Origin of the sequence: Pantoea sp. paga, assembly GCF_007558755.1 — a bacterium.
GTDB classification, from domain to species: domain Bacteria; phylum Pseudomonadota; class Gammaproteobacteria; order Enterobacterales; family Enterobacteriaceae; genus Pantoea; species Pantoea agglomerans.
In genome coordinates this window covers 41,969-60,461 of record NZ_VLTF01000009.1, presented here as the reverse complement: position 1 = coordinate 60,461, position 18,493 = coordinate 41,969, and the positions used below count along the sequence as shown (strand labels likewise).

The 18,493-nt window shown below is 55.4% G+C and carries 18 protein-coding genes; 10 read left to right on the top strand and 8 right to left on the bottom strand.

Translation table 11 applies throughout. The annotated features are described in order from the left end of the window. Positions 1 to 132 precede the first annotated feature (132 nt). From tkt to amiA, 4 genes are all read right to left on the bottom strand, one after another. Positions 133 to 2,133 (bottom strand): transketolase, encoded by a 2,001-nt coding sequence (gene tkt, locus FOV68_RS19770; protein ID WP_010259958.1) that lies wholly within the window; start codon positions 2,131 to 2,133, stop codon positions 133 to 135. A gap of 57 nt (positions 2,134 to 2,190) precedes the next feature. Then, positions 2,191 to 3,141: a transaldolase gene (tal, locus tag FOV68_RS19765; protein ID WP_010259954.1), complete on the bottom strand. Its 951-nt coding sequence runs from the start codon at positions 3,139 to 3,141 to the stop codon at positions 2,191 to 2,193. A gap of 346 nt (positions 3,142 to 3,487) precedes the next feature. Continuing rightward, on the bottom strand, positions 3,488 to 4,402 hold the full coding sequence (hemF, locus tag FOV68_RS19760) for an oxygen-dependent coproporphyrinogen oxidase (RefSeq protein WP_143991391.1): 915 nt from the start codon (positions 4,400 to 4,402) through the stop codon (positions 3,488 to 3,490). Positions 4,403 to 4,502: 100 nt separating this feature from the next. Further along, complete coding sequence (gene amiA, locus FOV68_RS19755) at positions 4,503 to 5,351, bottom strand: N-acetylmuramoyl-L-alanine amidase AmiA (protein WP_010259947.1); 849 nt, start codon at positions 5,349 to 5,351, stop codon at positions 4,503 to 4,505. 207 nt (positions 5,352 to 5,558) lie between these two features. Between amiA and FOV68_RS19750 the strand changes: the two genes are divergently transcribed. The 10 genes from FOV68_RS19750 (at position 5,559) to FOV68_RS19705 (ending at position 14,330) form a co-directional block, all read left to right on the top strand. Next, on the top strand, positions 5,559 to 5,984 hold the full coding sequence (locus FOV68_RS19750) for a GNAT family acetyltransferase (RefSeq protein WP_003848834.1): 426 nt from the start codon (positions 5,559 to 5,561) through the stop codon (positions 5,982 to 5,984). Continuing rightward, positions 5,974 to 6,441: a DUF2919 family protein gene (locus FOV68_RS19745; protein ID WP_010259942.1), complete on the top strand. Its 468-nt coding sequence runs from the start codon at positions 5,974 to 5,976 to the stop codon at positions 6,439 to 6,441. Before FOV68_RS19750 ends, FOV68_RS19745 begins: the two co-directional genes overlap by 11 nt. A 65-nt stretch (positions 6,442 to 6,506) precedes the next feature. Next, complete coding sequence (locus tag FOV68_RS19740; protein ID WP_010671361.1) at positions 6,507 to 7,124, top strand: RpoE-regulated lipoprotein; 618 nt, start codon at positions 6,507 to 6,509, stop codon at positions 7,122 to 7,124. 252 nt (positions 7,125 to 7,376) lie between these two features. Next, positions 7,377 to 8,393: a sulfate ABC transporter substrate-binding protein gene (locus FOV68_RS19735; protein WP_010671362.1), complete on the top strand. Its 1,017-nt coding sequence runs from the start codon at positions 7,377 to 7,379 to the stop codon at positions 8,391 to 8,393. After that, entirely contained in the window at positions 8,393 to 9,226 is an 834-nt protein-coding gene (gene cysT / locus FOV68_RS19730) for a sulfate/thiosulfate ABC transporter permease CysT (protein ID WP_010259932.1), read from the top strand. The genes FOV68_RS19735 and cysT overlap by 1 nt, the downstream gene beginning before the upstream one ends. After that, a complete protein-coding gene (gene cysW / locus FOV68_RS19725; protein WP_143991390.1) occupies positions 9,226 to 10,101 on the top strand; it encodes a sulfate/thiosulfate ABC transporter permease CysW in 876 nt (291 codons plus the stop codon). Before cysT ends, cysW begins: the two co-directional genes overlap by 1 nt. Continuing rightward, positions 10,091 to 11,179, top strand: coding sequence for a sulfate/thiosulfate ABC transporter ATP-binding protein CysA (cysA, locus tag FOV68_RS19720; RefSeq protein ID WP_031590525.1), 1,089 nt, complete (start codon positions 10,091 to 10,093; stop codon positions 11,177 to 11,179). Before cysW ends, cysA begins: the two co-directional genes overlap by 11 nt. 81 nt (positions 11,180 to 11,260) lie before the next feature. Beyond that, entirely contained in the window at positions 11,261 to 12,145 is an 885-nt protein-coding gene (gene cysM, locus FOV68_RS19715) for a cysteine synthase CysM (RefSeq protein WP_039390845.1), read from the top strand. A gap of 167 nt (positions 12,146 to 12,312) precedes the next feature. Continuing rightward, positions 12,313 to 12,993: a response regulator transcription factor gene (locus FOV68_RS19710; RefSeq protein ID WP_010671364.1), complete on the top strand. Its 681-nt coding sequence runs from the start codon at positions 12,313 to 12,315 to the stop codon at positions 12,991 to 12,993. Then, positions 12,990 to 14,330: an ATP-binding protein gene (locus tag FOV68_RS19705; RefSeq protein ID WP_143991389.1), complete on the top strand. Its 1,341-nt coding sequence runs from the start codon at positions 12,990 to 12,992 to the stop codon at positions 14,328 to 14,330. The genes FOV68_RS19710 and FOV68_RS19705 overlap by 4 nt, the downstream gene beginning before the upstream one ends. A gap of 61 nt (positions 14,331 to 14,391) precedes the next feature. Here the strand turns inward: FOV68_RS19705 and crr are convergent, their stop codons facing one another. The 4 genes from crr to cysK all read right to left on the bottom strand — a co-directional run bounded on the left by crr (position 14,392) and on the right by cysK (position 18,437). Beyond that, positions 14,392 to 14,892, bottom strand: coding sequence for a PTS glucose transporter subunit IIA (gene crr / locus FOV68_RS19700; protein WP_010259911.1), 501 nt, complete (start codon positions 14,890 to 14,892; stop codon positions 14,392 to 14,394). Between the two features lie 42 nt (positions 14,893 to 14,934). After that, on the bottom strand, positions 14,935 to 16,662 hold the full coding sequence (ptsI, locus tag FOV68_RS19695) for a phosphoenolpyruvate-protein phosphotransferase PtsI (RefSeq protein ID WP_003848857.1): 1,728 nt from the start codon (positions 16,660 to 16,662) through the stop codon (positions 14,935 to 14,937). A 161-nt stretch (positions 16,663 to 16,823) separates the two neighbouring features. Further along, complete coding sequence (gene ptsH / locus FOV68_RS19690) at positions 16,824 to 17,081, bottom strand: phosphocarrier protein Hpr (RefSeq protein ID WP_003848868.1); 258 nt, start codon at positions 17,079 to 17,081, stop codon at positions 16,824 to 16,826. 387 nt (positions 17,082 to 17,468) lie between these two features. Further along, entirely contained in the window at positions 17,469 to 18,437 is a 969-nt protein-coding gene (gene cysK, locus FOV68_RS19680) for a cysteine synthase A (protein WP_010259895.1), read from the bottom strand. Positions 18,438 to 18,493: the final 56 nt, after the last annotated feature.

Here is an 18,493-nt window from a genome sequence, read left to right as displayed (position 1 = left end):
AGGCAGCATTAAGTATGACGGCTCTATAGTAATGAGTTTGCGCAGGGCGGGAAGAGGGGAATGGAGTTTTTTTTATGTATCAGGCTATAAGTGGAAATGGCCCTTCCCGGTGAGCCGGGAAGGGCATAAGCATTAAACTGGCTTGAGTAATGCTTCAGCGTGGCTGACGATATTCTCAACCGTGAAGCCAAACTCCGGGAACAGCTGACTGGCCGGGGCCGATTCACCAAAGGTGGTCATACCGACAATCGCACCGTCCAGACCGACATACTTGAACCAGTAGTCAGCAATACCCGCTTCTACCGCCACACGCGCCTTCACGCCGCTCGGCAGTACGGATTCGCGGTAAGCGGCATCCTGCGCATCAAACAGGTCAGTAGAAGGCAGTGAAACCACCCGCACCTTGTGACCGCCTGAAGTGAGCTTGTCTGCTGCACCCAGGGTGATCTCAATCTCTGAACCGGTTGCGATCAGAATCACTTCTGGTGTGCCGTCGCAATCCTTCAGCACGTAGCCGCCGCGTTTGATGTTTTCGATCTGCTCCGGGGTACGTTCCGGCTGCAGCAGATTCTGACGCGAGAGGATCAGCGCTGTCGGGCCGTGATGACGTTCGACGGCGGCTTTCCACGCTACAGCGGTTTCGACCTGATCGCACGGACGCCATACGCTCATGTTTGGCGTCAGACGCAGGCTGGCGATCTGTTCTACCGGCTGGTGCGTCGGACCATCTTCGCCCAGACCGATGGAGTCATGGGTGTAGACCAGAATCTGTCGTGCCTTCATCAGTGCAGCCATACGCGCGGCGTTACGCGCATATTCGACAAACATCAGGAAGGTTGCGGTGTAGGGAACAAAACCGCCATGGTGCGCGATACCGTTACCAATCGCCGTCATACCAAATTCACGCACGCCGTAGTGAATGTAGTTACCGGCCGGATCCTCTTTGATCGATTTAGAACCGGACCAGATGGTGAGGTTACTCGGTGCCAGGTCAGCAGAACCGCCGAGGAACTCCGGCAGCATTTTGCCGTAGGCTTCCAGCGAGTTTTGTGACGCTTTACGGCTGGCGATTTTCTGCGGGTTAGCCTGCAACTCCTGAATGAACCGGGTCGCTTCGGTTTCCCAGTTGGCGGGCATTTCGCCATTCATCCGGCGCTCATACTCTTTCGCCAGCTCGGGATGGGCTTCTTTGTAAGCCGCAAATTTTGCATCCCAGGCTTTTTCACGTTCAGCTCCCGCCGCTTTAGCATCCCACTGCTGGTAGATTTCAGCCGGGATCTCAAACGCCGGATAGTTCCAGCCGAGCTGTTTGCGGGTCAGGGCAACTTCTGCCTCACCCAGCGCCGCGCCGTGCGACTCCTCTTTACCGGCTTTGTTCGGCGAACCGAAACCGATAATGGTGCGGCAGATAATCAGTGAAGGCTTATCGGTGACGCTCTGCGCCTCTTTGATCGCCTCACGAATGGCATCAGCGTCATGGCCGTCAATGTCGCCAATCACATGCCAGTTGTAGGACTCAAAGCGTTTATGGGTGTCGTCAGTAAACCAGCCTTCGGTCTCGCCATCGATCGAGATACCGTTATGGTCATAGAAGCCGATCAGTTTGCCGAGACCCAGGGTCCCCGCCAGTGAACAGACTTCGTGCGAGATCCCTTCCATCAGACAGCCATCGCCCATAAACACATAGGTGTGGTGATCGACAATCTCATGATCCGGACGGTTAAACTGCGCGGCCAGCGTGCGTTCTGCAATCGCTAAGCCCACGGCGTTAGCCAGTCCCTGACCCAGCGGGCCGGTGGTGGTTTCAACGCCTGGGGTGTAGCCGATTTCCGGGTGACCTGGCGTTTTAGAGTGCAACTGACGGAAATTTTTCAGCTCTTCAATCGGCAGGTCATAACCGCTCAGGTGCAGCAGGCTATAGAGCAGCATCGAGCCGTGGCCGTTGGAGAGGATAAAGCGGTCGCGATCAAGCCAGGCGGGATTGGTCGGATTATGCTGGAGGAAGTCGCGCCACAACACTTCGGCGATATCGGCCATTCCCATTGGCGCACCGGGGTGGCCTGAATTTGCCTTCTGTACCGCATCCATGCTCAGTGCACGAATCGCGTTTGCCAACTCTCTGCGTGAGGACATAAAGTTCTCCCTTGTTATGCATCAGGGCGGGAAAGTCCCGCCCGACTAAAATAAAGACTACAGGCGTGCGGCGAGCACATCTTCCAGCTTCTGCTGGTCAACCGCGAACTGGCGGATGCCGTCAGAGAGTTTTTCAACTGCCATCGGATCCTGATTATGTTCCCAACGGAACTCCGCCTCGGAGAGCGGCGACGGCTGGTGGAAGCCTTCAGTTGAAGGCTCCAGTTTGCGCTCAAGCGGCGCATCACTGTTCTGCAACTCTTCCAGCAGGTTAGGTGACAGGGTCAGGCGGTCGCAGCCTGCCAGCGCGATAATCTGCTCCACTTTACGGAAGCTGGCGCCCATGATGATGGTGCTGTAACGGTGCTTTTTGTAGTAATCGTAGATGCGACGCACGGATTTCACGCCCGGATCTTCATCTGCCACGTAGGGGTCCATGGGTTTGCGCGAGTTATACCAGTCGTAGATGCGGCCAACGAACGGGGAGATCAGGAACACGCCCGCTTCGGCACAGGCACGCGCCTGAGCAAAGGAGAAGAGCAGTGTCAGGTTGCACTGAATGCCGTTTTTCTCCAGCTCTTCCGCAGCGCGGATGCCTTCCCAGGTCGAGGCCAGCTTAATCAGTACGCGTGAGCGATCAATACCGTGCTCTTCATACATCCGAATCAGTTTTTCTGCTTTGGTCACACACATGCCACGATCGAAGGAGAGGCGCGCATCCACTTCGGTCGAAACACGGCCCGGTATGCTTTTCAGGATTTCCATACCAAGGTTGATCGCCACTTTGTCGCTGGCGTTGATAATCTGCGTCTCTTTGCTGCCGCCCTGTTTTTTGGCGTACTCAATCGCGTCATCCATCAGGTGCTTATACCCTTCGAGACCGGACGCTTTCAGAATGAGTGAGGGGTTGGTGGTGGCGTCTTCCGGATGGTAATTACGAATCGATTCGATATCACCACTGTCCGCCACCACGGTGGTGAACTGTTTTAGGGCTTCTAGCTGGTTCATCTCTAAACTCCTTGAAAAGAAAAATGAAAGCGAACAGGGGGCACCTCAGGCCTCGCAGCCGGTCTGTGGCATGTTCTGCTACCGGGAACGCGAACCCATAACATTGCAACAGAGAGTTTCTGATGAACATGCGGTTTCTCTGATTGTTGCGCTGCGAGGCGGTGCGAAGGAGCCGTCATGCGGTGTTAACCGTGGGGTGCGCCATATTCCACCCATAAGCATAGCAGTCAGGAGGAATGACGCAGGCCACACTGTAGCAATCTGTGCCCTGTCAAAAAGAAGAGGCCGATCAGGCGAGAGGTAAGCGCAGCGCGGGTTGAGACCCGCGCTGCAGCGGCAGAAACGATCAGACTGGCAGGTTCAGCCAGTTCTTAACCGGCAGGAAATCGCGATAGAGGGCGGCTTCAGGTGAGTCGGCATCGGGCTGATAATCATATTCCCAGCGTACCAGCGGTGGCATCGACATCAGGATCGACTCAGTGCGACCGCCTGTCTGCAGACCAAACAGCGTGCCGCGGTCCCACACCAGATTAAACTCCACGTAGCGACCACGGCGATAGAGCTGGAACTGGCGCTCACGATCGCCCCACGGGTGCGCTTTACGGCGCGCTACAATCGGCCGATAGGCATCCATAAAGCCGCGGCCAACCGACTGCATAAAGCTGAAGCTCTGCTCAAAGTCGGGCGTGTTGAGATCGTCAAAAAACAGGCCGCCAATGCCGCGCTGCTCATCACGATGCTTCAGGTAGAAATAGTCATCACACCACTTTTTATAGCGCGGATAGACATCCTCGCCAAAAGGCTGGCAGAGGTCAGCGGCAGTCTGGTGCCAGTGCAGCGCATCTTCTTCGAAGCCATAAAAAGGGGTCAGGTCAAATCCGCCGCCAAACCACCAGACGGGATCGGCACCCGGTTTCTCCGCGATAAAAAAGCGCACGTTGGCGTGGCTGGTGGGCACATAGGGATTGTTCGGGTGGATCACCAGCGACACGCCCATCGCTTCAAAGCTGCGACCCGCCAGCTCCGGCCGGTGTGCAGTGGCGGATGCCGGCATCTGATCGCCATGCACGTGCGAAAAGTTGACGCCGGCCTGCTCAAACACCGCGCCGTTGCGCAGAACGCGGCTCTGACCGCCGCCGCCGCCAGGACGCTGCCAGCTATCTTCGGCAAACGCTGCGCTGCCATCTTCAGCCGCCAGCTGGTTACAAATCTCATCCTGCAATGCGAGCAGGAATGCTTTTACGCGGGAAATATCAGCCATTTTTTCGCTTATGGTTTGTCAAAGTCTGACGCGATTATACGCAAAACCGCGCCGCTTGCATGAGTGCGGCGAGTCGCACGGCCTGAACCGGCGACACGCATCAGGCGTTGCGCCGATCAAACTCATCAAAGTAATTGACGATGCCGCTGGCAATAGCCGAGGCGATTTTCTGGCGAAACGCGGTGGTGCCAAGCAGCTGCTCTTCACGCGGATTGGTAATAAAGGAGGTCTCGACCAGCACCGAGGGGATCGACGGTGACTTGAGTACCGCGAAGGCAGCCTGCTCGGTGTGCTGGCTGTGAAGATGATGAACCGGGCGGATCTGATCCAGTACATGCTTGCCCAGCGTCAGGCTGTTTTTGATGGTGTCCGTCTGCACCAGATCGAACAGGATCTGCTGCAGATAGTGATCCTGCTGCTGCGCTTTCACGCCACCCAGCTTGTCCGCATCGTTCTCCCGCTGTGACAGATAACGCGCCATCGAGCTGCTGGCACCGCGATTAGAGAGCGCAAACACCGAGGCACCGCTGGCATCGGGACTGGTAAAACCGTCGGCATGAATCGACATAAAGAGATCTGCGCCGTGCTGGTGGGCGATCTCCACCCGCTGATAGAGCGGAATAAAGTGGTCGCTGTCGCGGGTCAGACGCACTTCTATACGCGGATGGCTCTGTAACTGACGCTGCACGTTGCCGGCAATCTCCAGCACGATGTGTTTCTCTTCGGAACCCTCTTCGCCAACGGCACCAGAGTCGATGCCGCCGTGACCGGGGTCGATCATCACGATACGTTTCCCGTTCTTTGCGGGCGGGGCAGGGCGCGAGTGACGATTTGCACCAGTAAGTGCAGACTGCTCTTTAGCCTGAACCGCGCGCGGCGATAGAATGGCCAGAGCCAGCCCGGAAAGCAGTAACTGACGGCGATGAATCAAACGTTTAAGCAGGTGCATGTGCGGGTCCGGTAACAGGAATCTTGCCGGTGTTATAGCCTAAGGGGCTGCTGCCTGCGATCACAGAACCATTTCAGGGCATTACTTTGTATTGCAGGTCGCGAACAGTAAATTTGCGCTTTTTTATTTGTCGCCCGTCTTGGAGGGTTGCGTGCGGCAGAGAATGCGTGATAATCAGCAAATTGTGCTTATTTGCAGGTAAAGAAGATGGAAATCCGCGCCTTCCGCCAGGAAGATTTTGAAGAAGTGATCACCTTATGGGAACGTTGCGATTTGTTACGGCCATGGAACGATCCGGAGCTGGATATCGAACGCAAAATGAATCACGACCCCGATCTCTTTCTGGTCGCTGAAGTGGGCGGCGTGGTCGTTGGCACACTGATGGGCGGCTATGATGGCCATCGCGGCGCGGCTTACTATCTGGCCGTGCATCCCGACTATCAGGGACGCGGCTTTGCGAATGCGCTGATGAACCGTCTGGAGAAGAAGCTTATCGCGCGCGGCTGTCCGAAACTGCATCTGATGATCCGTGAAGAGAATGACCAGGTGGTGGCGTTCTATGAGAAGCTTGATTATGAGCCGGTCGATGCGCTGCTGTTTGGTAAACGTCTGATCGAAGATCGTGAATACTAAGCCGTCACCGGGCTATCTGCCGGACGAGTATGACGCCAGAGGGCAGCTGCGGCTGCCGTTTCTTTTTTGGCTGATCCTGTTACTCCAGGCGCGGACCTGGCTGCTGCTGGTAATGGCCGGGGCGTCACGGCAGCAGGGCAACGATCTGCTGGCGCTGTTCTATCCGGATCGTCAGGCGTTCTGGATCGGCCTTGCGCTGGGTTTACCGGCGCTGGCGGGCCTGCTGCTGACCGGCTATCGCACCCGACTGCCGCGACTCTGGCAGCACTGGCGCAGCGTGCTGGCGCTGTCGCTGCTGGTGAATCTGCTCTGGCAGGGAATGCAGTTTGTGCAGGGCGATCTGCTCACCTCACCGCTGCCATTGCTGCTGACTCTCTTTGACCTGCTGGCCCTGATCTGGCTGCAATCCAGCCGCCGCTGTCGCGACTGCTTTCTGCCCGAACATCATCTTCACTAAACTTTTTGTCGCTTTGCGACTCCAATCAGTTCCGCCTTTCCGGCATCGCATTTACAGGAGTTCTCATGAAAGCTGTTCGTTCCACGCTACTGATCGCCGCCGTTGTACTGAGCGGCTGTGCCAGTTCGGGTTCCGGCGCTGACAGCAGCCAGCAGGCAAGCTGGTGGAATCCGCTGACGTATCACTGGTCTTCGGCGCTGCCGTGGAACTGGTTCGGTTCCTCGCTGACCGCGACTGAACAGGGCGTGGGTGGGTTAACTGCCTCGACCGCCATGAAAGAGGACGCGATTAATGCCGGACTGAACGGTGACTATAGCCTGCGTCAGGGCATGCGCAGCCAGAACGGTCAGGTGGTCTCTTTCTGGCAGGCGCTGGATGATGGCAACGTTAAGCTGGTGATTTACGGGCAGTCGCAGGTCGAACGTATTGAGGTCATGGACAGCGCAATCGCCAGCAGCGATGGCAGCAAAGTGGGTGATGTCTTCAGTAATAAGTTCAGCAAAGCCTTCGACAACTGCACCTTAGCCAGCGGCACCGATGCACGTGACGTGGCGTGCCGCGCGCCTGGAAGTCAGCATCTGACCTATGTTTATCAGGGTGACTGGCATGGACCTGAGGGATTAATGCCCTCTGACGATACGCTGAAAAGCTGGAAAATCAGCAAGATTGTCTGGCAGCGTTAATTCCTCGTCTTCAGCGCGCCGCCCGTCAGGCGGCCGCTGAGCCTCCCAAACCCTTGCCGGAGCGTGCGGCACGGGGTTCCTCCTCCCCATCGGCTTTTGCTGATTTCTGCATAAACAGTGCCGTCGTCTTATGCTTTTTTCGACTTTGAAATCATCAAACGATATATAAAACCGTTACTGGTTTTCACTGAGTTATAAATAAACTGGTGCCTCAGCGGGTGAGATCCGCATCAAACTTTTTCAGGGTGCCAAATGACATTACAAGCGATGAAAAAAATCGTGAGCGGTATCGCGTTGTCGCTGAGCCTGGCCGGCGCAGCCAATGCCACTGAACTCCTTAATAGCTCTTACGATGTTTCGCGGGAGCTGTTTGTCGCCCTGAATGCTCCCTTCGTTAAACAGTGGGATGCCAGCCATCCCGGCGATCCACTGACCATTAAGATGTCGCACGCTGGTTCATCAAAGCAGGCGCTGGCTATCCTGCAGGGACTGCGCGCGGATGTCGTCACGTACAATCAGGTTACGGATGTGCAGGTGCTGCACGATAAAGGCAACCTGATTGCCGCAGACTGGAAAAGCCGTCTGCCGAATAACAGCTCGCCTTTCTACTCCACAATGGCGTTTCTGGTGCGCAAAGGAAATCCAAAACAGATTCACGACTGGTCAGATTTGACCCGCAGTGATGTGAAGCTGATTTTCCCGAATCCGAAAACTTCCGGTAATGGCCGCTATACCTATCTGGCCGCCTGGGGCGCAGCGGATAAAGCGGACGGGGGCGATCAGGCCAAAACCCGTGCCTTTATGACGCAATTCCTGAAAAACGTTGAAGTGTTCGACACCGGCGGTCGCGGTGCGACCACGACCTTTGCTGAGCGTGGCCTGGGCGACGTATTAATTAGCTTTGAGTCCGAAGTGAATAACATCCGCAACCAGTACGGCAAAGATGAGTATGAAGTGGTGGTGCCGAAAACCAACATTCTGGCGGAGTTTCCGGTGGCATGGGTGGATAAAAACGTCGCGACCAATAAAACCGCTGATGCGGCCAGCGCTTATCTGAACTATCTCTACACGCCTGAAGCGCAGAATATTATTACTCACTACTACTATCGCGTGAACAATGCACAGCTGATGGCGGAGCAGAAAGATCGCTTCCCGCAGACCAGCCTGTTCCGGGTGGAAGAGGCGTTTGGCGGCTGGGATAAGGTGATGAAGACGCACTTCGTCAGCGGCGGTGAGCTTGATAAGTTGTTAGCGGCGGGGCGCGGATAATGTTTGCAGCCAGCCAGAAACGTGTGTTGCCCGGCTTTGGTCTCAGCCTCGGCACCAGCCTGCTCTTTACCTGTCTGATACTGCTGCTGCCTATCAGCGCGGTGATCATGCAGCTGTCGCAGATGACGCTGCAACAGTACTGGGATGTGGTGACCAATCCGCAGCTGATTGCCGCCTATAAAGTAACTCTGCTCTCTGCAGGCGTCGCCTCACTGTTTAATGCGGTGTTCGGCATGCTGATGGCATGGATCCTGACCCGTTACCGTTTTCCGGGCCGGACGTTGCTGGATGGCCTGATGGATCTGCCATTTGCACTGCCTACGGCGGTGGCAGGTCTGACCCTGGCCGGACTCTTTTCGGTCAACGGCTGGTATGGACAGTGGTTCGCCCAGTTCGACATCAAAATTTCCTACACCTGGATTGGTATCGCCATCGCCATGGCCTTTACCAGCATTCCGTTTGTGGTGCGTACCGTACAGCCGGTGCTGGAAGAGTTAGGTCCGGAGTATGAAGAGGCGGCCGAAACGCTGGGTGCCACGCCATGGCAGAGCTTCCGCCGCGTCGTGTTGCCGGAAGTGGCACCGGCGCTGCTGGCCGGGACTGCGCTCTCCTTTACCCGCAGCCTGGGTGAATTTGGTGCGGTGATCTTTATTGCCGGTAACATCGCCTGGAAAACGGAAGTCACCTCGCTGATGATTTTTGTCCGGCTGCAGGAGTTCGACTATCCGGCGGCCAGCGCCATCGCCTCGGTGATCCTGGCGGCATCGCTGATTCTGTTATTTGCGATTAACACATTACAGAGCCGCTTTGGCCGTCGTCTGGGAGGTCACTAATGGCTGAGGTTTCACAAATTACTCACGCTGCTCGTCAGCCAGTGAACTGGGGCAAGTGGCTGCTGATTGGTATCGGCGCGCTGATCTCGATTCTGCTGCTGGTGGTGCCGATGGCCTCCATCTTCTGGGAAGCGCTGAATCAGGGGCTGATTGTCGCCCTCAGCAATCTGGCAGACCCGGACATGCTGCACGCCATCTGGCTGACCGTGATGGTGGCGCTGATCACCGTACCGGTTAACCTGGTGTTCGGCACGCTGCTCGCCTGGCTGGTGACGCGCTTTACCTTCCCGGGTCGTCAGTTGCTGCTGACCCTGTTTGATATTCCTTTTGCCGTGTCCCCGGTCGTGGCCGGTCTGATGTATCTGCTGTTCTGGGGCGTTAATGGCCCGGCAGGCGGCTGGCTGGATGCGCATAACATCCAGATTATGTTTGCCTGGCCTGGTATGGTGCTGGCGACGGTGTTTGTGACCTGTCCGTTTGTGGTGCGCGAACTGGTCCCGGTGATGCTGAGTCAGGGCAGTCACGAAGATGAAGCGGCGGTGTTGCTGGGCGCCTCTGGCTGGCAGATGTTCCGCCGCGTAACGCTGCCGAACATTCGCTGGGCGCTGCTGTATGGCATCGTGCTGACCAACGCCCGTGCGATTGGTGAATTTGGTGCGGTCTCGGTGGTATCGGGATCGATTCGCGGTGAGACCTACACGTTACCGCTTCAGGTTGAATTATTGCATCAGGACTACAACACCGTTGGCGCGTTCACCGCGGCCGCCCTGTTAACCCTGATGGCAATTGTGACGCTGTTTCTGAAAAGTATTGTGCAGTGGCGTTTAGAGCAACAGCACAAACGCCTGCAACAGGAGGGAAATCATGAGCATTGAGATTAACAAGATCAACAAATCCTTTGGTCGCACATCGGTGCTGAACGATATCTCTCTGGATATTGCCTCGGGTGAAATGGTGGCGCTGCTTGGCCCGTCAGGCTCGGGTAAAACCACGCTGCTGCGCATTATTGCCGGGCTGGAGCATCAGAACAGCGGTCACATCCGTTTTCATGGTAACGATGTCAGCCGCCTGCATGCGCGCGATCGTCAGGTCGGTTTTGTCTTCCAGCACTACGCGCTGTTCCGTCATATGACGGTATTCGACAACATCGCCTTTGGCCTGACCGTGCTGCCACGTCGTGAGCGTCCTTCAACGGCGGAGATCAAACAACGTGTTACCCGTCTGCTGGAGATGGTGCAGCTGGCCCATCTGGCGAATCGCTTCCCGGCGCAGCTGTCGGGCGGCCAGAAACAGCGTGTGGCGCTGGCGCGTGCGTTAGCGGTTGAACCACAAATTCTGCTGCTGGATGAACCTTTTGGCGCGCTGGATGCTCAGGTACGTAAAGAGCTGCGCCGCTGGCTGCGTCAGCTGCATGAAGAGCTGAAATTCACCAGCGTGTTTGTCACCCACGACCAGGAAGAGGCGATGGAAGTGGCGGATCGCGTGGTGGTGATGAGTCAGGGCAACATTGAACAGGTCGGCACGCCAGATGATGTGTGGCGCGATCCGGCGACCCGTTTTGTGCTGGAATTCCTGGGTGAGGTGAACCGCTTTGATGGCGAGATTCAGGGATCACAGTTCCATGTTGGCGCGCATCACTGGCCGCTGGGCTATACCTCGGCCCACCAGGGCGCGGTTGAGCTGTTCCTGCGTCCGTGGGAAATCGACGTTTCACGCCGTAGCAGCCTGGAAACCCCGCTGCCGGTTCAGGTGCTGGAAGTGAGCCCGCGTGGACACTTCTGGCAGCTGGTCGTCCAGCCTGTCGGCTGGCAGAGCGAGCCGGTCTCGGTGGTGTTTGAAGGTGAGCAGGCTGCGCCGATTCGCGGCGAGCGTCTGTTTGTTGGCTTGCAGCAGGCGCGTCTCTATAAGGGCGATACGCCACTGCGTGCAGTTGCCTTTGCACAAAGCGCCTGATATTTTCTCTTCAATACCGGGCGGGAGTGTCACTCCCGCCTTTTTTTCGCATCTGGTTTGTAAGATGCCAGGAACCGCACCGTGACGACTCTCGAAAATACCATCGGCAATACCCCGCTGATTATGTTGCAGCGCCTGACGCCCGCCAACGGCAGCGAGGTCTGGCTCAAGCTGGAAGGCAATAATCCGGCAGGTTCGGTAAAAGATCGCGCGGCCTGGTCGATGATCAATCAGGCAGAGCTGCGTGGTGATATTGCACCTGGCGATCAGCTGATTGAAGCTACCAGCGGCAACACCGGGATTGCGCTGGCGATGATCGCGGCGATGAAAGGCTACCGACTTCGCCTGCTGATGCCCGACAACATGAGTCAGGAGCGGCAGGACGCGATGCGCGCCTATGGCGCAGAGTTAATTCTGGTGCCACGTGAACAGGGCATGGAGGGTGCACGCGATCTGGCCCAGGCGATGGCGGCGCGCGGTGAAGGCCGGGTGCTGGACCAGTTTAATAATCCCGATAATCCGCTGGGCCACTATCAGACCACCGGCCCGGAATTGTGGCAGCAGTCGAACCAGCGCATGACTCATTTTGTCTCCAGCATGGGCACCACCGGCACCATTACCGGCGTGGGACGTTATCTTAAAGAGCTCAACACGGGCGTGCAGGTGATCGGTTTGCAGCCCAGCGAAGGCAGCAGTATTCCGGGTATTCGTCGCTGGCCGCTGGCTTATCTGCCGGGGATCTACCGCCCCGATCTGGTGGATGATGTGATAGATATGACGCAAAAGGAAGCGGAAGAGACGATGCGCGCGCTGGCACGCCGTGAAGGCATTTTCTGTGGCGTCAGTTCAGGCGGCGCGGTGGCGGGTGCGCTGCGTATTGCGCAGGCCAATCCTGGCAGCGTGGTGGTGGCGATCGCCTGCGATCGCGGTGACCGTTATCTCTCTACCGGACTCTATCATCAGTAACCTCTGCTGATGCGGAATCAGGCCTGTGCGCGCATTAACTGCCCACAGGCCTTTTTTAACCCCAATTTTCGGTGCCAGATAGACTGAATCTGTAAGGATCGCGTAAATCAGGCTGCGCGAATGTTCAGCACAGGACAAAATAGCGGCAATTCTCCAGAGAGATAACTATGAAAATTTTGCTTGTTGATGATGATGTTGAATTAGGCACGATGTTAAGCCAGTACCTGATCGGGGAAGGGTTTGATGCTCAGCTGGTTCTGACCGGCAGCGCTGGCGTGCAGGGCGCGTTATCGGGAGAGTTCACCGCCATGATTCTGGACATTATGCTGCCCGACATGAGCGGCATTGATGTGTTGCGTCAGGTGCGCCAGAACAGCCGGATACCGGTGATTATGCTCACCGCCAAAGGCGATAATATTGATCGCGTGATCGGTCTGGAAATGGGCGCGGATGACTATATGCCCAAGCCCTGCTATCCCCGTGAGCTGGTGGCGCGACTGCGCGCCGTATTACGCCGTTTCGAAGAGCAGGCACCGCAGCCAGATGCCAGAGAGCCGCTGCGCTGGGGGGAGCTGATGCTTAATCCCGCCACCCGCATCAGCGAATGGCAGGGTAAAACCTTTGATCTGACGGCGTCGGAATTTAATCTGCTGGATCTGCTGCTGCGTGCGCCGGACAGAGTGGTGTCAAAAGATGAGCTCTCTGAAAAGGGACTCGGTCGTCCGCGTGAAGCCTATGACCGCAGCGTCGATGTACATATCAGTAACATTCGTCAGAAGCTCAGTGCATTAACCGCTGACAGCATCAACATCGAAACCGTTCGCAGCATCGGTTACCGTATTCGATGAAACAGAGTTACCGTGGACGCATGTTCTGGAAGATCTTTATCGGCTTCTGGATCGTTTTTGTCATCATGAGCCAGCTTATCTGGCTCGGCTTTACGCTCTCCGGTAAACGGCATGAACCGCCTGAACTCGTGGCTATCCGTCGTATTGTGGATCTGCAGATGACCTCCGCCGCGTCCGTGCTGGAGCGGGGCGGGCCTGATGCGCTGAATGCGATGCTGTCAGACTGGGATAACAGCGATCGGCAGTTCTTCCACGTCACCCAACAGACAAAACCGTCGCAATCAGAAAACAGCGGCAACATGGATATCAGAGGGCGCTTTCCTGAAGAGGTGGTGCGCTGGGTTCGTGGCGCGGATGGCAAAGCCTATCAGCTGCGCTACGACCTTGATGGCATGCGTAAAGACAGCACGCTGAACATGATGCCGCGCAAATTTCTGAATATTCCTGAGCCGATGTTTGTCTTCGCCGGCTCGGTGGGATTGCTGTTCAGTCTGCTGCTGGCCTGGAATCTGACGCGACCTATGCGTCAGCTGCGGGAAGGATTTTCCCGCGTGGCTGAGGGCGATTTAAGCGTGCGGCTGTTTCCGATCATGCGTAAGCGCCACGACGAGATCTCAAACGTCGCTGAAGCCTTTGACGCCATGGTCGAGCGGCTCGATACCCTGGTGCGCGCCCGTGAAGAACTGTTGCATGATATCTCACATGAGCTTCGTTCACCGCTGGCCCGACTGCAGCTGGCGACCGGGCTGGCCAGACAGACGCCAGAAAGTGTGAACAGTTCGCTTGATCGCATTGATGAAGAGGCGCGTCGGCTGGACAAGATGATCGGTGAACTGCTGACACTGTCGCGGGCTGAGCATGAAAGCATCCCGGATGAGCAATATTTTGATCTGACCGGCTTGCTGCAGGCGGTTATTACCGATGTCCGTTATGAAGCGCAGATCCCTGGCGTGCAGGTAGAGTTGCAGGTCGACGATCGGGCTGATTACACCGTGCGGGGCAATGCAGAGCTGATACGGCGCGGAGCAGAAAATGTGTTACGCAACGCACTGCGCTTCTCTCTGCCAGGGCAGCGGATTGATGTTCATCTGCACGCAGAACAGCAGTGGCTGGTGATTCAGGTGCGCGATCAGGGGCCAGGAGTCGATGAGGAGAAACTCTCCAGCATCTTTGACCCGTTTGTGCGGGTTAATTCGCCGCTGATGGGCAAAGGTTATGGTCTGGGACTGGCTATCGTGCGCAAGGTGGTGCTGGCGCATCATGGTGAGGTCGAGGCAAGAAACCGGCCAGAAGGCGGACTGGAACTGACGCTGCGTCTGCCGCACTGGCAGCCCTGAACAGGTATACAGCAGAAACGATAACGGCACCCGCGGGTGCCGTTATGTTATGAACGAATGCTTACTTTCTGATGCGAATCACCGGCGTTTCGCCGACGGTGACCTGGCCAGTCAGCTTAATCAATTCCTTGATTTCATCCATATTGGAGATGACAACCGGTGTCAGGGTTGATTTCGCTTTCTCTTCCAGCAACGGCAGGTCGAACTCGATAACCACGTCGCCTTTTTTGACCTTCTGGCCTTCTTCAGCGATGCGTTTGAAGCCTTCACCTTTCAGTTCAACCGTATCGATACCGAAGTGGACGAACAGCTCAATGCCATTGTCTGATTCGATCGAAAAAGCGTGATTGGTTTCAAAAATCTTACCGATAGTGCCATCAACAGGGGCAACCATTTTGTTGCCGCTGGGCTTGATCGCAATACCGTCGCCCACGATTTTTTCTGCAAACACCACATCTGGTACGTCTTCAATGTTGACGATTTCGCCTGACAGAGGCGCTACGATGTCAATTGTCCCAGCGCTATCCGTTTTTTCGCCAAAAAGTTTAGAAAACAAACCCATGATCTTCTCCTAAGCAGTAATTTGGGGCCAGCATCATGCAGATTAGCAGAGCGTTTTTTCCTTAATGAACTTGTTTACCAGGTTCATTAAATCTTCCGCTGTCGGTTGAGCCAGTGCCTGCTCCGCCAATGCCTTCGCATCTTCAAAATTAGTATTACGAATGATTTTCTTGATGCCAGGGATAGAAATGGCACTCATGCTGAACTCGTCCAGCCCCATTCCCAGTAACAGTAGTGTAGCACGTTCATCACCTGCCAGCTCACCACACATGCCGGTCCATTTACCTTCAGCGTGAGATGCATCAATGACTTGCTTGATTAAGTTAAGCACAGACGGCGTCATTGGGTTGTACAGGTGCGAGATCAAATCATTACCACGATCGACCGCCAGAGTATACTGCGTCAGATCGTTTGTCCCAATACTGAAGAAGTCGACTTCCTTCGCCAGATGATGAGCAATCACGGCTGAAGCCGGGGTTTCCACCATGATGCCGACTTCGATGCTCTCATCAAAGGCTTTACCTTCTTCACGCAACTGCGCTTTCAGCAGCTCCAGTTCCGCTTTCAGGCTGCGTACTTCTTCAACCGAAATAATCATCGGGAACATGATGCGCAGTTTACCGAAAGAGGAGGCACGCAGGATGGCACGCAGCTGCGCATGCAGAATCTCTTTGCGGTCCATGGCGATACGGATAGCGCGCCAGCCGAGGAACGGGTTCTCTTCTTTTGGCAGGTTCATGTAAGGCAGGTCTTTGTCGCCGCCGATGTCCATGGTACGCACGATAACGGCCTGTGAACCCATGGCTTCTGCGACGGCTTTGTACGCCTGGAACTGCTCTTCTTCGCTTGGCAGTGAGTCACGATCCATGAACAGGAATTCGGTGCGGTAGAGACCCACGCCTTCAGCGCCGTTACGTTCAGCACCGGCGATATCGCGTACAGTACCGATGTTGGCGCAGACTTCAACCTGATGACCATCCAGCGTAACGGCTGGCAGATCTTTCAGCTTGGCTAATTCATGTTTTTCCGACAGATACTGGTTCTGTACGGCTTTCAGCTCTTCCTGAATCGCTTCTGAAGGATTGACGTGAATCGCATTGTTAACGCCATCCAGAATCAGGAAATCGCCATTTTTAACCGTGACGGTCACATTGCCGGTACCGACAATGGCTGGGATCTCTAGCGAGCGCGCCATGATTGAGGTATGTGAGGTACGGCCACCCAGATCGGTGATAAAGCCCAGCACCTTCTTCAGGTTCAGCTGTGCGGTTTCTGACGGCGTTAAATCTTTTGCCACCAGAATGGATTCGTCCGGAATAGCGCTCAGGTCAACGATATGCAGACCGAGGATGTTTTGCAGCAGTCGCTTACCGATGTCACGTACGTCAGCCGCACGCTCTTTCAGATATTCGTCATCTAACTCCTCCAGTGCTTTCGCCTGGCCATCGATGACCGAGTAAGCAGCAGCATCGGCAGAAGCGTGATCTTTTTTGATCAGGTCGATGATTTCCTGCTCCAGCTCTTCATCTTCCAGCAACATAATGTGGCCTTCGAAGATTGCTGCTTTCTCTTCACCGAGGGTTTCACCCGCTTTGACGCGAATCGCTTCCAGTTGTAATGCCGCTTTGCTGCGGCCATCGAGGAAGCGCTGAACTTCCTGCTCAACCTGGTCATCAGAAATTTTCTTGCGGTTGATGACGATCTCGTCTTCTTTCAGCAGCAGTGCTTTGCCGAAAGCGATACCTGGTGATGCTAAAATGCCTGAAATCATAACGCTACCTTTTAATCACGATGGCTGATGGGACTCTGTGCGGTGCCATTGTCGCGGGACACGTACTCTACGAAAGCAATAACGCGGACAGGTTGTCCGCGATCAAGATGTTTGCACTCAATGGCGCAGAGGAGTCGATTTGCTGGAGAGCTGAGCGGAGATTACTCCAGTTCAGCCATCAGTTTGACCAGATGCTCAACTGCTTTCTGCTCGTCTTCACCTTCCGCGGAAAGGGTCACAACAGTTCCCTGGGTTAAACCCAGTGTCTGCAGCTTGAACAGGCTCTTCGCGCTCGCTGATTTACCGTTAGAGGTCACGGTAATTTCTGACTGGAAAGCTTTGGCTTCTTTAACGAATTGCGCAGCTGGGCGAGTGTGCAGACCGTTTGGTGCAGTAATGGTAACTTCTTGCTGGAACATTCTATTTCCCCAACGTTATCAGGATGAGTGTTATGGATCTAAAGTCTAGCCTGGAGCCTTTACTTTAGCCTGTGTAGGTGCGCGGGTATAGCTTCATGCTGACCAAAGACGCGCATGCGTCAAATCTACAGTCCGTTGCGTCTCAAAACCGATTCTACACGTCACCGGTTAATTATGCCGTGATTCGCCGTTTCACTGAATCTGTAAATCGATTCAGCTTGATCCACTTCAAACGCGGATTAATTTCAGGCATCGAAATAATTGGCAGTCTAAATACCAGAGCGGCGTCACTGAAATCAATCTGCCGGGTGATGAAAGTGAGATCTGCACCACAAAAAAGCACCCGATTGGGTGCTTTTTTCTCCATTTTCGGACTATCGGCCTCTGCTACTGAAGCTCTTTTTCAGTGAAGAGATCGGCAAACAAGGCGGTACTCAGATAGCGTTCACCGGAGGAGGGGAGGATCACCACAATATTTTTGTTGGCGAAGGCTTCATCTTCCTGCAGCTTCAGCGCCGCGGCAACGGCAGCACCGGATGAGATACCGGCCAGAATACCTTCCTCTTCCATCAGCCGACGCGCCGTACTGATCGCTTCTTCATTGGTGATGGCCACAACGCGGTCCACCAGATTCAGCTCAAGGTTGCCCGGGATAAAGCCTGCGCCGATACCCTGAATTTTGTGTGGGCCGGGCTTGATCTCATCGCCCGCCAGCGCCTGAGCAATCACCGGTGAATCGGTCGGCTCAACCGCGACGGTAATCAGATCTTTTTTGCCTTTGGTGTTTTTGATGTAGCGGCTCACGCCGGTCAGCGTACCGCCGGTGCCGACACCGGCAATAAAGACATCCACTTCGCCGTCCGTGTCTTCCCAGATTTCCGGGCCGGTGGTCTTTTCATGGATTTCCGGGTTGGCCGGGTTGCTGAATTGCTGCAGCAGCACATATTTATCCGGATTGCTGGCAACAACCTCTTCAGCTTTGCTGATGGCACCTTTCATGCCTTTGGCGCCTTCGGTCAATATCAGCGTCGCGCCCAGCGCCTTCAGCAGCTTACGGCGTTCCACTGACATGGTTTCTGGCATCGTCAGCGTTAATTTATAACCGCGCGCTGCGGCGACATAGGCCAGAGCAATACCGGTGTTGCCGCTGGTCGGTTCCACCAGTTCAACACCCGGTTTCAGAATACCGCGTTTTTCTGCGTCCCAAATCATATTGGCACCGATACGGCATTTTACGCTGAAGCTCGGGTTGCGGGATTCAACTTTCGCAAGGATGCGGCCGTTACCGATGCGGTTCAGTCGAACCAATGGCGTATGACCAATTGTCAAAGAGTTGTCTTCATAGATCTTACTCATAGCCTGTCCTTAACTGTATGAATTATTGGGAACCCTATGAGCATACCTGTTCTGCC

Excerpts from the sequence above, each read along its gene's own strand:
- tkt (WP_010259958.1), bottom strand. The coding sequence starts at position 2,133 with ATGTCCTCACGCAGAGAGTTGGCAAACGCGATTCGTGCACTGAGCATG.
- tal (WP_010259954.1), bottom strand. The coding sequence starts at position 3,141 with ATGAACCAGCTAGAAGCCCTAAAACAGTTCACCACCGTGGTGGCGGAC.
- hemF (WP_143991391.1), bottom strand. The coding sequence starts at position 4,402 with ATGGCTGATATTTCCCGCGTAAAAGCATTCCTGCTCGCATTGCAGGAT.
- amiA (WP_010259947.1), bottom strand. The coding sequence starts at position 5,351 with ATGCACCTGCTTAAACGTTTGATTCATCGCCGTCAGTTACTGCTTTCC.
- FOV68_RS19750 (WP_003848834.1), top strand. The coding sequence starts at position 5,559 with ATGGAAATCCGCGCCTTCCGCCAGGAAGATTTTGAAGAAGTGATCACC.
- FOV68_RS19740 (WP_010671361.1), top strand. The coding sequence starts at position 6,507 with ATGAAAGCTGTTCGTTCCACGCTACTGATCGCCGCCGTTGTACTGAGC.
- FOV68_RS19735 (WP_010671362.1), top strand. The coding sequence starts at position 7,377 with ATGACATTACAAGCGATGAAAAAAATCGTGAGCGGTATCGCGTTGTCG.
- cysT (WP_010259932.1), top strand. The coding sequence starts at position 8,393 with ATGTTTGCAGCCAGCCAGAAACGTGTGTTGCCCGGCTTTGGTCTCAGC.
- cysW (WP_143991390.1), top strand. The coding sequence starts at position 9,226 with ATGGCTGAGGTTTCACAAATTACTCACGCTGCTCGTCAGCCAGTGAAC.
- cysA (WP_031590525.1), top strand. The coding sequence starts at position 10,091 with ATGAGCATTGAGATTAACAAGATCAACAAATCCTTTGGTCGCACATCG.
- FOV68_RS19710 (WP_010671364.1), top strand. The coding sequence starts at position 12,313 with ATGAAAATTTTGCTTGTTGATGATGATGTTGAATTAGGCACGATGTTA.
- FOV68_RS19705 (WP_143991389.1), top strand. The coding sequence starts at position 12,990 with ATGAAACAGAGTTACCGTGGACGCATGTTCTGGAAGATCTTTATCGGC.
- crr (WP_010259911.1), bottom strand. The coding sequence starts at position 14,892 with ATGGGTTTGTTTTCTAAACTTTTTGGCGAAAAAACGGATAGCGCTGGG.
- ptsI (WP_003848857.1), bottom strand. The coding sequence starts at position 16,662 with ATGATTTCAGGCATTTTAGCATCACCAGGTATCGCTTTCGGCAAAGCA.
- ptsH (WP_003848868.1), bottom strand. The coding sequence starts at position 17,081 with ATGTTCCAGCAAGAAGTTACCATTACTGCACCAAACGGTCTGCACACT.
- cysK (WP_010259895.1), bottom strand. The coding sequence starts at position 18,437 with ATGAGTAAGATCTATGAAGACAACTCTTTGACAATTGGTCATACGCCA.